Annotated in this window: 11 protein-coding genes; 10 read left to right on the top strand and 1 reads right to left on the bottom strand. The window is 54.4% G+C overall.

Annotated elements, in window-relative coordinates; all coding sequences use genetic code 11:
• Window positions 1–79: 79 nt before the first annotated feature.
• The 5 genes from pvmK to A6X21_RS08325 all read left to right on the top strand — a co-directional run bounded on the left by pvmK (window position 80) and on the right by A6X21_RS08325 (window position 3,573).
• A complete protein-coding gene (pvmK, locus tag A6X21_RS08345) occupies window positions 80–337 on the top strand; it encodes a BMC-P shell protein PvmK (protein ID WP_068847129.1) in 258 nt (85 codons plus the stop codon).
• Between the two features lie 84 nt (window positions 338–421).
• Window positions 422–1,282, top strand: a complete 861-nt coding sequence (locus tag A6X21_RS08340) for a hypothetical protein (protein ID WP_068847128.1) — start codon at window positions 422–424, stop codon at window positions 1,280–1,282.
• Entirely contained in the window at window positions 1,279–1,590 is a 312-nt protein-coding gene (gene pvmM, locus A6X21_RS08335) for a BMC-P shell protein PvmM (RefSeq protein ID WP_068847127.1), read from the top strand. The genes A6X21_RS08340 and pvmM overlap by 4 nt, the downstream gene beginning before the upstream one ends.
• Before the next feature lie 57 nt (window positions 1,591–1,647).
• Window positions 1,648–2,556 (top strand): aldolase PvmN, encoded by a 909-nt coding sequence (gene pvmN / locus A6X21_RS08330; protein WP_068847462.1) that lies wholly within the window; start codon window positions 1,648–1,650, stop codon window positions 2,554–2,556.
• Between the two features lie 93 nt (window positions 2,557–2,649).
• Window positions 2,650–3,573 carry a malate dehydrogenase gene (locus tag A6X21_RS08325; RefSeq protein ID WP_041403408.1) on the top strand — a complete coding sequence of 308 codons (924 nt, stop codon included), beginning with the start codon at window positions 2,650–2,652 and terminating at the stop codon, window positions 3,571–3,573.
• A 303-nt stretch (window positions 3,574–3,876) separates the two neighbouring features.
• Here the strand turns inward: A6X21_RS08325 and A6X21_RS08320 are convergent, their stop codons facing one another.
• The gene (locus A6X21_RS08320; protein WP_068847126.1) at window positions 3,877–4,689 is read right to left on the bottom strand and encodes a sensor histidine kinase; all 813 of its coding nucleotides are present in this window, start codon (window positions 4,687–4,689) and stop codon (window positions 3,877–3,879) included.
• Between the two features lie 551 nt (window positions 4,690–5,240).
• Here A6X21_RS08320 and serC point away from each other — a divergent pair.
• The 5 genes from serC to A6X21_RS08295 all read left to right on the top strand — a co-directional run bounded on the left by serC (window position 5,241) and on the right by A6X21_RS08295 (window position 13,006).
• The gene (gene serC / locus A6X21_RS08315; RefSeq protein ID WP_068847125.1) at window positions 5,241–6,317 is read left to right on the top strand and encodes a 3-phosphoserine/phosphohydroxythreonine transaminase; all 1,077 of its coding nucleotides are present in this window, start codon (window positions 5,241–5,243) and stop codon (window positions 6,315–6,317) included.
• A gap of 66 nt (window positions 6,318–6,383) precedes the next feature.
• Entirely contained in the window at window positions 6,384–7,280 is an 897-nt protein-coding gene (locus tag A6X21_RS08310) for a phosphorylase family protein (RefSeq protein ID WP_068847124.1), read from the top strand.
• A 293-nt stretch (window positions 7,281–7,573) separates the two neighbouring features.
• The gene (gene thiC / locus A6X21_RS08305) at window positions 7,574–9,427 is read left to right on the top strand and encodes a phosphomethylpyrimidine synthase ThiC (RefSeq protein ID WP_068847123.1); all 1,854 of its coding nucleotides are present in this window, start codon (window positions 7,574–7,576) and stop codon (window positions 9,425–9,427) included.
• Between the two features lie 551 nt (window positions 9,428–9,978).
• Entirely contained in the window at window positions 9,979–10,362 is a 384-nt protein-coding gene (locus tag A6X21_RS08300) for a hypothetical protein (protein WP_240490204.1), read from the top strand.
• A 226-nt stretch (window positions 10,363–10,588) separates the two neighbouring features.
• A complete protein-coding gene (locus A6X21_RS08295; protein ID WP_068847122.1) occupies window positions 10,589–13,006 on the top strand; it encodes a DUF1553 domain-containing protein in 2,418 nt (805 codons plus the stop codon).
• Window positions 13,007–13,013 lie beyond the last annotated feature (7 nt).

Below are 13,013 nucleotides of genomic sequence, written 5' to 3'. Positions count from 1 at the left end.
CGTAGTCTTTTACCGTAGGGCAGGCTCCCGCCTGCCAATCAAGCTCGATCACTTAGAAACACAGAGAAAGGAGACGGGGATGCAAGTGGCAAAAATCATTGGTCGAGCAACTTCCACAGTCAAGCATCCCAGTCTTCAGGGATGGAAACTGCTGATTGCCCAGCCACTGGGTGTCAACGACAAGCCCGATGGTGCCCCCCAACTGATTATTGATGGTCTGGGAGCTGCCCAGGGCGATCTGGTGGTCATTACGTCCGACGGAAAGACCGTTCGCGAGACCGTCAAAGCGGAGGACAGTCCGATTCGTTACATGTCACTTGGCCTTGTCGATCCCTGAGTTAAAAACTGATTCGTAGGGCAGGCTCCCGTCTGCCAACCAACTTAAAGTCAACCTTTTTTGTAAACGACCAGCAAAGTCTCCATGTCCACTGAACTTGTCGATCAGATCGTCCGGAACGTGCTGGCTCAGCTTCACAGCCGAGCTGGTGGCGCCGTACGTCCTGAATCAACAGCTTCGACCGATCAGTCTGTGGTGTCTGTCAGTAGAATTCATTTACCTCCAGAAACGGTGGCCAGCCTCAATCACAGCTTCCCGGCAACTTCCGTTTCGAAACCGTTAGTCACGGCTCCAGTTGTTGCCAACCCACCTGGCTCCAGTGTGACACTCACAGAGGCGGTCATTACAGCCGAGTTACTTTCCCGGTTGGCTCCCGGTGCTGCTCGAATTGTTGCTTCCGCAAAGTCGATTGTGACGCCAGCCGCAAAGGATTGGCTCCGCGATCATCATGTGATTCTCGAACGTGGTCTTCCACCTGCCAACTCCTTGGCGATCCCCAAGGTTGCAAGCAGCTCGCCTGCAGGCAAAACCGCGAATCCATCCTCGATGGCTGCGAAGTGGGTTCTCGGTGTGGTCTCTGCCACGGCGAGTGTGAAGACCTTTTTGAATAGCACTCAGACAGCCGCGACAGTATCTCAAGTCAAGATTCTGGGTGCGGGAACTGAAACCCAGGAGTTTGTCTCCGGAGCGATTCATAAAGCCGAAGCTCATGGGGCGATTCTGATTGAACGCTCAGCAGCAAAGCGGGCCTGCGATCTCAATCGTTCGCCTGCGATACGAGCTGCTGTTGTCTCTTCTCTTGCCGAAGTGTTGCTCACGAGCAGCGACTTCAGCCCGAATGTTTATGTGATTGACCCGACGCTCAAAACATTCATTGAGCTGCGAAATCTCGTCCAGGCCATTGTTCGAACGGGGATCCCCTCAGGAACAGGAGTGGCATCATGAGATTAGCCGAAGTGATTGGCCGGGTCACTTTGTCAAAATGCGATCCGACTGTGGTCGGTGGCACTTGGATTGTCGCAGTGCCACTGCTGGCTGAGGGTCTTGCCGCTGTGATTCATCACGGCGAGACGATGGCAGTTCGCGGACGAGAAGAAGCCATCATTGTTTACGATGAACTGGGGGCCAGCCCAGGTGACATTATTGCCATCAGTGAAGGAGCCGAAGCCTCGGCACCCTTCCATCCCGATTCCAAACCACTCGATGCTTACAACGCCTGCCTTCTCGACAAGATTGAGCTGACGCAAACATAGTTTTTTCGCAATCGACAACTCACAACCCACAACGATCATTTTCAACGGATGTTTCTCATGACAACTGCCAACAAATGGAATTCGGGCATTAACGACCGCAAGCTGAAAGAACTCATCTGCGAGATTGGTCGCCGGGTTTACAACAAGGGCTTTGCCGCCGCCAACGACGGGAACATCTCGATCCGCGTGGGTGAAAACGAAGTGCTGTGTTCCCCCACGATGATCTGTAAAGGGTTCATGACTCCCGATGATATCTGCGCAGTGGATCTTGAAGGCGGCCAGATTGCCGGCAAGCGAAAGCGCACCAGCGAAATCCTGCTGCACCTGGCCATCATGAAGCATCGTCCCGATGTCAAGGCTGTTGTGCATTGCCATCCACCACATGCCACAGCCTTCGCAGTGGCCCGCGAACCCATTCCGCAGTGTATTCTGCCAGAAATCGAAGTCTTCATGGGCGAAGTTCCCATCGCTCCTTATGAAACTCCCGGTGGGCATGCGTTTGCCAATACCGTGGTGCCTTTTCTCAAAGGGACCAACACAATCATTCTGACCAATCACGGCACAGTCAGCTTCGGTGCGAACCTCGAAGAAGCTTACTGGAAGACCGAGATCCTCGATGCTTACTGTCGGATTCTGCTGCTTTCCAAGCAATTAGGTCGTGTTGAATATCTCAACGAGCGAGAATCGGTTGAGCTTCTCGATCTCAAGAAGAAGCTTGGCTTTGATGATCCCCGCTTCCATGTGGAGAACTGCGATCTTTGCGGCAACAGCGCGTTCCGCGAAGGCTACAAAGATGCTCAGCCACAACCGGTCGCTTTCGAGCCAGCCCCATTCTACCCAGGCTATCTCGAACGACAGAAGTCAACGCCCGCACCGGCCGCAGCACAATCTGCTGCAGCACCTGTCGATACCGAAATGCTGGTGAAGATGATCACCGAGCAGGTCATGGCCGCCCTTAAGAAGTAGTCTTTTTGTCACCGTTTGATCGCGTGGCACGTCCCAGAGGTCTTCCGAAGGGCGTGGTTCTCAAGGCATCGTCTCTCAGCGAAAGTCAGTTCCATGAAAGTCAGCATCATCGGTGGCGGCGGACTGGTCGGGTCATGCGCAGGGTTTGCATTGCAACTCGGAAAGATTGTTCGTGAGATCGTCATGATCGACGTGAACCCCGAGGCGGCCGATGGTCATGCACTGGATATTCTGCACGGTGCCAGCCTGGTGGCTGACCAGTCGATTCATGCGGGGACCATGGCTGATTGTGCCAATAGCGATGTCATTGTGGTCACCGCAGGGCTGCGGCGAAAACCCGATGAAAGCCGCCTCGACCTTATCAATCGAAACGTGGCGCTTTTCCGCGGCATTCTGGGAGACATCAAGAAAGCAGGCCCAAAATCAGACGCCATTCTGTTTGTGGTTTCCAACCCTGTCGATGTGCTGACTTATCTCGCCATTCGTGAACTGGGTTTGCCACCTAAACAAGTCATCGGATTAGGAACCGTACTCGATACAACACGCCTGCGCAGTTTGCTGGCACAGCAGCTTTCCGTCCCGCCCACACAAGTCGATGTCACCATTTATGGTGAGCACGGCGATAGCATGGTGCCGATCTGGTCACTTGGTCAGATCGGCGGTCTGCCCGTCGACAAGTATCCAGGCGTTACGCCGCAACTCATCACCGAGATTGAAAAGCGGGCACGCAACAGCGGTGCAGAAATGCTGAAGAAAAAAGGCGGCGCCGGCTTTGCAGTCGGTGTATCGATTGCCGATGTGATTCACAGTATTGCACTTGATCAGCGTCGTGTGATGCCCGTGTCGTCATTACAAAACGGGGCTTACGGTCTGCGTGATGTGGCGATTTCCGTTCCAACGATTGTGGGACGCAAGGGTGTCCTGGGCGTGGTCGAAGTTGATCTCTGGCCCAAGGAAAAGATTGCTCTGCAATCGAGCGGCCGCGTTCTGCGAGAGACAATCGAAAAGGTGCTCTAGTTCCCTGAGAACCTCGGATTTGGTTCTCAGGCTTTCGGAGTACCGGCCAAGAATTCTAAGCGCCTTCTCCCGTTCCAACGGGAGAAGTTTGAGATGAGGGCCAGCGCGAACGCATTGGATGAGCAATCCACCAGCAGCTTCATCGCGAGACGCTCTGGCCCTGAAATTTATCGCAGACGAATGGCGTTGCTGCTAGAAGCCTTGATGATTGCTGCACATCGCAAGGGAAAACGGTCACCCTGCACTCTCTTGATCGGTGCGGGCTTGATCGGCACGGGCTTGATCGGCACGGTTGAGGTGGAATTAGACCACGGGTGTGGGGATCGGTGGCAACGGGGCAACAGGTACCACTGCGGGAGAAACACCCGCGAGAGGTAACTTTAAAGTAAAGGCTGTCCCTTTACCCGGTGCACTTTCGACGCGGATACGCCCACCGTGCGACTCCATGACTTCCCGGGCCAGGGCTAATCCGAGGCCGGTTCCGCCCTGCCCCTGACTGTCTCTCGTTTTGGTGCTGTAGTATGGCTTGAAGATTTCCTTCAGTTGTTCAGCCGGGATACCGCAACCGGTATCGCGAATGGAAATTTCACCAAATCCTTCAGCGATGTTGCTGCGAACAGTGACAATCAGCGATCCACCATTGGCCATCGCCTGCCGGGCATTAACGATTAAATTCAACACCACCTGCTGAATCTGGCTGGCGTTGATGTTCGCCTGTGGTTTATGGTCATAGCGGGTCTCAACCCGCACACGATGCATCTGCAGATCTTTCTCAACGAGTACCAGCACATCGTCAAGCAGATTTACCAGATCCGTCGGCTCGCGACGATCGGCCTGTCGCCTGGCATAGGAAAGCATGCCGGTCGTGATCTTCGATGCTCTCTGACCGGCAGCCAGAATCTTGTCGAAGGCTTTCTCACGGGTCGCAGGGTCCTTATGACGGATTCCCATCTTCGCGTAATTGATCACTGTCATGAGGATATTGTTGAACTCATGCGTGATTGAAGTCGCCAGCATCCCGACAGAAGCCACCTTCTGGGCATGCAGCAACTCGCTCTTGAGTGCCAGAATTTCGGCCTCAAGCTCGGCCAGTCGCGTATTCTGCGAATCTGACATGCCATTCCTTCTTTCGGGCATTGATCGCCTTCGTTTTGCCGAATGTTCAGCTCACCCGTCGATCGACAGATGAGACCGTCTCGCCTCCAGCGAGTTTCCGGCACACCTCCCCGCCCCCGAGGTATCGGCGAACCTTCTGACGGCTCATGAGGTCTGCAGATGGTCGTCGGTTAAGTCTCCCAAATGGGCTAAGCCGATCATGGATCAACGTTTTTCGAGTGAAAAGAATTTCCACTTGCGGGGTTCCGGTAACTTATGACGCTGGACACATCGATCTGCCAACCGGAAAAGTACCCCTCACTTCCTTAAACCAACACTCAAATTCTCAATGGATCTGACGCGTCGCTGACTTACCTGAAAGGAAAAATTCCAGTCGAAGTTGCCTGTTGCTTTGCAAGAATGGAACCATCTGTTGATACTTGCGGAATAAGACTTTCGGTAAAAATCGTCGCTGCTTGCTCGCAAATGATCAATCAAATCCCCGGATGCCCTGGTCGCAGGCTCCCCGAGGAGATTGAGCCTCGTGCACTAGATATTTTCGGAAACCTCCCATGACTGCCCGAATTTTTAACTTTTCTGCCGGCCCCGCCATCATCCCTGAATCGGTCCTCGAAGAAGCCAAAGAAAACCTCCTGTCGCTGGGTTCGACGGGCATCGGGATCATGGAGCATTCGCACCGTGGCAAGGCGTTTCTGGCAGTCTACGAACAGGCTGTCGCTCGTTGCCGGGAGATTGCCGGGATTTCCAATGATTACGAAGTCCTCTTTTTACAAGGGGGAGCGTCGTTACAGTTCAGCATGGTGCCGATGAATTTTCTCGCAGCCGGCCAGACTGCAGATTATTTGATCACGGGCGTCTGGTCCGAAAAAGCTCGGGAAGAAGCACAGCGCTTCGGCACTGTTCACGAAGCCTGCTCCAGCAAAGACAAAAACTTTACTTATATTCCGCAGGAACTGAAGCCAGGTTCATCCCCTGTCTACACTCACTTCACATCGAACAATACGATTTTCGGTACTCAGTTTAGGACTGAGCCAACGCCCGCGGCCGGCTCGTTCCTCGTCTGCGATGCCTCCAGCGATATTTTTTCCCGGCCCATCGATGTTTCCAAATACGGCATCATCTATGGTGGGGCACAGAAAAACCTCGGGCCATCAGGTGTGACGCTCGTCATCATCAGGAAAGATCTCATTGAGCGGGGACAAAAAGAGCTTCCCACCATGCTCCAGTACCGAACTCACACCAAGAATGAGTCGATGTACAACACGCCACCCACCTTCGGGATCTTCATGATGAATCTCGTCTTTGGATGGATTTTGAAGCAGGGTGGCCTGGCTGCCATGGCTGCCAAAAACGAAGCCAAAGCCAAGGTGCTCTACGATTACCTTGACCAGAGCCGCTTATTCAAAGGAACAGCACAGGCTGACAGCCGGTCGCTGATGAACGTGACGTTTGTTACTGGGAACGAGGCGATCGACCAGCAGTTCATTTCTGAGGCCACAAAAGCCGGTTTCGATGGACTCAAAGGGCACCGCAGCGTCGGTGGGATGCGTGCCAGCATTTACAACGCTTTCCCACAGGAAGGTGTCGTCGAACTGGTCAAATTCATGAGAGATTTCGAGGCCCGCTAGGCGTAATTCATCGTTCCGGAATGTTTTTCATACGGCTGATCAACTTCAACAACGAATGAGGCCATTGTGAACTGGCTGATGTGGCTTTTGCGAGGTTGGGTGATGCAGTCGGCATCTCAGGCAGCCATGGATGCTGTCCGGGGAGCAGCACAAGATTCCGGCAAAGCGTCAGATTCAGCAGCTTCAGGGCAGGAAAAACCAACTGCCGATGAAGAGGATACTCCCCGCCCGGCAATCGTGATCATCGCAGCTCTTCGAATTGAAATCGCTCCGCTTCTGGCCTCGCTCAAACATCCTCATCACGTTCAAGGTGGGGATTTTGTCTTCCATGGGGGTTTCTGGAAGGGGCATCCTGTGGCCATTGTTGAATCGGGGATCGGGCTGGATCGTGCTCGCCGAGCGACACATGCAGCCATCGATGCTTTCAATCCACAGTGGATCATCTCCGCCGGCTTTGCGGGTGGACTTGATCCCGCGTTGTCGAGAGGCAGTCTTATTCTGGCCGAAAACGTCCAGCTTTATGGAACAACTCAACCTGCCATTCAACTGGGGCTCTCGATGGTTTCAGAGCCCGCGAATAAAATCTTCACGGGTTCCATCGTGACAGTTCCGCAAATTGTGCGCACTACGCAAGAAAAGCAGGTTGTTTTTGAGACAACCAAAGCCTTGGCGGCCGAAATGGAAACCTGGGGTGTTGCTGAGGCCTGCCGAACACGCCATTGCCGGATGATCTCAATTCGCGTCATCAGTGATGATGCGAAAACAAACCTCCCGCCAGAAATCATGACAGTTTCCGGGCCCACAGGCAGTGTTCGAGCCGGCGCTCTCGTTGGGGCGATTTTGAATCGGCCGGGAAGTGTCAGCGATCTCTGGAGTCTTCGCGAGTCAGCTCTCCAATCATCCGAAAGGCTCTCGGCCTTTGTTCAAAGCGTCATGCCGATGCTCCTTCCTTCGAAAGCCTGACGCTGGCCTGCAGTTCGACGGATGCAAATATCTCCGGGCATTCACTCCGTAATGCTTCCCGGATTTCCACAGGCGACGCAGGTTGTGACGCTCATCTTGTCCCGTGAGGCAGTTTGCAAATGCAACGCGGGCCACTAGGATAGTGGAGGATTTGCGACAGGCAGCGACACCGGCGTTATGGCTCGGTGCAGCCGTCTTTCGTTCCACCATCTGATGGTTATGAGTCAACAACGCTGGACCTCGGCTTCCTCAGGCCGATTTCCCAGTCTCGATAATGGAAGGTATTTCACGGAATGATCAACATCGCGCATTCGAACTCGATGGAACTTCCTCCTTTAGGTAATAACCCTTCCACTCATCATGCGGGCACAACACCTGGCAGCTTTGCCAACCCCCCACGAGTTGCACCTGGTGCCGAAGGTCGCTGGACTTTCTCTTCGCCCGACACACCTAACATGCCGCAACCTTCCGATAAGACGGCTTGGGATTTCCTCCCGGATGGTTGGTCGACTGTGGAACTCAAAGAGGCAGCCGAACTCGTCGATTTCACCTCAGGTGCCATGCGAGTTGTCTTTCTGCAGAGTGATGACAGCCGACGTGAAGTTCGTATCCCAGCCGGCTTTGAACCGTCGACACAGCTTGAATGGGCTCGTGTGGGTGTGATCACCCCGCAGATGGTGCGTGTCGCTGAACGTGAAGGGCATCTCACTCCTGCTCAAGTTCGCGATGAGATTGCTGCTGGCCGACTGGTGATTCCTGCCAATAAACACCACCTCAAGTATCAGCTCGACCCGATGGCGATCGGTCGAGCCACGAAGACCAAGATCAATGCGAACATGGGGGCCTCCCCTGTTTCTTCCAGCACTGACGAGGAAGTCGAAAAGCTGAAGTGGGCCGAACGCTGGGGTGCCGATACCGTGATGGATCTTTCCACCGGTGGCGACCTCAATGCCTGCCGCGTGGCGATTGTTCAAAACAGCACTGTCCCCATCGGGACGGTCCCCATCTATTCGATGATCATCGGCCGCAAGATCGAAGAACTCTCGCACGAGATCATCCTTGAAAGTCTCGAACAGCAGGCACAACAGGGGGTCGATTACTTCACGATCCACGCCGGTGTCCTGCGTGAACATCTTCCCTTCGTGGTCAAGCGGCTCATCGGGATTGTCAGCCGGGGTGGTTCACTTCTGGCTCAGTGGATGATCCGCAACAGCGGCCAGAATCCGATGTACGACCGCTGGGAGGACATCTGTGACATCATGCGCAAGCACGATGTCACCTTCTCAATTGGCGACGGCCTGCGTCCCGGCGGATTGGCTGATGCCACCGACCGCGCTCAACTGGCCGAACTGGCGACGCTGGGCGAACTGACCGAGCGCGCCTGGCGGAAGGGTGTGCAGGTCATGATCGAAGGGCCGGGTCACGTCCCCTTCGACCAGATCGAATACAACATGAAGCTTCAGCGGACGCTGTGTCACGGAGCGCCGTTCTATGTCCTTGGGCCGCTGGTGACAGATATCTTCCCGGGCTACGACCATATCACCAGTTGCATTGGTGCGACTGCCGCCGCCTATCACGGCGCGAGCATGCTCTGCTATGTGACCCCCAAGGAACACCTGGGCCTGCCCAAAAAAGACGATGTGAAGCAGGGCTGTATTGCCTATAAGATCGCCGCGCATGCGGCCGATGTGGCCCTCGGCATCCCCGGCACTCGTGATCGCGACGACGAACTGACGAAGGCGCGCGCTGCCCTCAACTGGGAAAAGCACTTCGAACTCAGTTTTGATCCTGATACGGCTCGCGCCTATCACGACGAGGACCTCGACGTTGATACCGACTTCTGTGCGATGTGCGGCCACGACTGGTGCAGCGTCCGCATCTCGAAGGAAATCGTCGAGTTTGCTTCAGGCAAGGATGAAAACTATCAGTGGAACCGCGCCAAGGTTTCTGCCGCTCTCACGCCCGAGCAGCGGGAAATCCTTGAGAAGCGTGGTCATCTTTCGCCTCAGGAGATCCATCAACTCGCCAGCAAAACCAAAAAGGTCGTCGGTGCCAATAAAGACGCCAAAGCCGCCTGCCATAGCGATGTGGTTGACGCAGAAAGTGCCAAGCAAATCCACGTCGAACGCCTGAGCTCGGCAACGTGAAGACTCGTTACCACTGGTTTCGTAGGGTGCATGAAGTTCCGACGGATTGCACCAACACAGGTGTTCAATTGCAACATCTGTAGCGAGCTAAGTAGCAAAGCTAGCCCGTCCTCGGGCTACTTGTGTGCCTCAGATAACAGATGTTGAAGCTGGTTAGACCGCCTTACTCTGGCAACCTCTTGCAGCGTTGCCACCCCGGTAGAAGTCCGAATTTCCTACGGGGTATGCTGCCTACCAACGTACGCTGCAAACTCTATGTTTCAGTGGCAGAACAACGTTTTTGATCTCCGCCGAGGCCGATCCCGTCTTTCTTGAATATTTTTTGAGCGATCGATTCTGTCGGCACAATCACTTCGGAAGCTTCGATGGCTGTGCCGATAACAGAAGTGCGAGGGAACGCCTGCGGAATTGGAGAATTTACAATGTCAGCGTCAAAACGATGGGGAATTGGGGCTGTTGCAGTTTTGTTGGTCGCTGGGGCGTGGCTGACAGCGGGTGCCCAACAGCGGGCAGTTCCAGATTCACGGCGCGATGATAAACTGTCGGCACTGATGCTCGCAAAGCTGGCCAGTTCGCAAAGAGTGGTTAGCGGGCTGGTCTCGGAAGACTTTGCCGAGATCCGTCGTGGAGCGGAAGAGTTGAATCGCATCTGCGAAGCGACGGAATGGGCCGGTCACAGCGACCAGATTTATTCACACCATCGAACAGAACTGAAAAGACAATCCCAGAAACTTATCAAGCTCGCTGACGATCGCAACTTGGATGGTGCTGCATTTACCTATATGCAATCGCTGACAATGTGCATCAGTTGTCATCAGTATTGTCGTGATGTTCTGAAAATCGCCGACGATACAGATTCCATAGATAGAGTCGTGCCTATCCCAATTTCCGAAGAAGAGCCGCAGCGACTCGATAAGCGATCAATTCCGCGCTGATAACTTGCGGCCATGATCAGGCAGTCGTTGCATCCACACGCATCAAACATTGCCAGAATGTTCTTGCGTGCAATCGTGTGGAGGGGTAGAACGGTTACGACCTGAATGAGGCACGACAACTTGACTCACTCTCCTCGTACATCCCGCCGGATTTCTGCTTTGGCTTTGCTGGTGACTTAACACCGGTGGAGCTTCCTCCCTTGATGGATCGACCTGGAGTCGTCGTATGCGATTTGCTCTTGTATGGCGACTGCTTAACTCGATGTTTTTCGCTGTGGCGTTCTGTGCTCTTTTATCACAGCATGGCTTTGCCGAAGACTCGAACGAGCAGGCTGTCAAATTCTTTCGCGAGACAGTCGCACCGGTACTGGCGGCCAAATGTGTGGGCTGTCATCGGGCGGACAACCTCAAGGGACAGTTCGATATCACTACGCCCCAGAATCTCCTCAAAGGGGGAGAGAGTGGTGTGGCTCTCGTTCCCGGCCAGCCTCTGAAAAGTTCGCTCTATCTCAGAACCATCCCGCACGAGGGCGAGAAGCCCGAAATGCCCGAGAAAGGCGAGGCTCTCACCGAACTGGAGGCTGAGTCACTCAGGCAATGGATCAGTTCAGGTGCTCCGTGGCCAGAAGGATTTGTGCTCAAGGAGAAATCCAAGGCGGATGCCAGCTTCTGGTCGTTTCAACCATTGGCCCACGTGGTTCCACCAGATGTCAAATCGGGGCCTGAAGCATGGCGAACTCATCCCATCGACCGTTTTCTGCTGCAGGAAATGCAGGCGAAAGGGTTGTTCCCCAATCCTCCCGCCACTCCCAACGAATTCATTCGCCGGATTACGTTCGATTTAACCGGCTTGCCGCCAACACCCGAGGAAATTGAGCAATTCGTTCAGGCCTGTCCCAATGGCCTGCATGATGCCGCCATCGAACAGTTAATTGACCGTCTTCTGGCCAGCCCCCGTTACGGTGAACAATGGGGGCGACACTGGCTGGATGTGATCCGCTTCGGCGAAAGTCGTGGTTACGAACGAAATGAAATCATCACCAACCTGTGGCCGTTTCGCGATTACATCATTCGCAGCTTCAATGAGGACAAGCCGTTCGACCGCATGATTCATGAGCATCTGGCGGGTGATGTGATTGGCAAAGATCAGCCGAAGATCGAAGTCGGCTCGGCCTTTCTGGTGGCGGGTCCCTACGACGATGTGGGAAATCAGGATGCTGTCGCAGCAGCCCAGATTCGCGCTGACCAGATGGATGAGATGATCCGTGCGACGGGTGAGGCATTCTTAGGGTTGTCGATTGGCTGTGCCCGTTGCCATGACCACAAGTTTGACCCGATTCTTGCCCGCGACTATTACGCCTTCTACGCCACCTTTGCTGGAACAGTCCATGGACCGCGGGAAGTTGCCACTCTCGAGGCTCGCCAGGCTCGTGCTGCGACTCTTGAGCCTCTGCAGAAGCTCAAGCAATCCAAGCAGAATGAGAAGACCGAGATTGAGAAGCGATTGGCGGAACTCAAGAAAACTCCGCCAGAGTCTGCTTCCGAGAATTCATTGGAAGATTCCATCGCGACGCTGCAGGATCGTCAGGGTCTATTAAAAGGTGAAATTGCAGAACTTGATACCCAGATCTCGAAGATTCCGGCTCTCCCTGTCTGGTGGGTGGGAAACCATCGATCGGCACCAGGCCCGTTTCATGTCTTTGTGGGAGGTAACCCGCAGCAGAAAAGTGAGATCGTGTTGCCCTCCGGGCTCGATGTATTCAATACACTTCCGTCGAAATACGAAGTGGCCGATCTGACCCATGAAGCCACACGTCGAGTCGCTTTGGCCAAATGGTTGACGGCACCCGACCAGCCACTTGTGCCACGCGTACTGGCAAATCGCATCTGGCAGTATCACTTTGGTTCCGGGATTGTCGACACACCGAGTGACTTCGGATATCTCGGAGGTCGACCGACGCACCCTGCTCTGCTGGATTGGATTGCAGGAGAACTGGTTAAAAGTGGCTGGAAGCTTAAACCGCTTCACAAGTTGATTCTGACTTCTCAGGCTTACAGGCAATCGTCCGATTGGCGGGATGATCCAGGAAAGCTTGATGCCGCCAGTCGTCTCTTGTGGCGATTTCCTCCCAGGCGCTTGAGTGCTGAGGAAATCCGCGATTCCATGCTCAATGCCGCCGGAATGCTTAACCTGTCGATGGGTGGACCCGGGTTTCGCCTTTATGAGTATCAGCAGGATAACGTGGCAACTTATGTTCCCAAAGATGTCCATGGCCCGGAGACTTACCGCAGAACCGTTTACCACCACACAGCGCGTGCCTCTCGTGTCGATGTCTTAACTGATTTTGATTGCCCGGATCCGGCCCTCGCTGAGCCGCGCAGAGCTTCGACCACCACTCCGCTCCAGGCCTTGACGATGATGAACCATCAGTTCTCCATCGATATGGCGACTAAGTTCGCCGGCAGACTGGAGCAGGTGAGCTCAGATATGTCAGCTCGCATTCAAGTGGCGTATCTTCTGGCGTATGGTCGTTCACCGACCGATCGGGAGATCTCTCAAGCAGCGAAAGTGATTCAGCAGGTCGGGCTCAAGGGGTTTTGCCATGCCCTGCTCAATTCCAATGAGTTTATCTTCATCCGCTGATTCTGGA

The organism is Planctopirus hydrillae, assembly GCF_001707835.1.
GTDB classification, from domain to species: Bacteria; Planctomycetota; Planctomycetia; order Planctomycetales; family Planctomycetaceae; genus Planctopirus; species Planctopirus hydrillae.
Note: the sequence above shows the minus strand (reverse complement) of the source record. Positions and strands in the feature narration are given on the sequence as shown.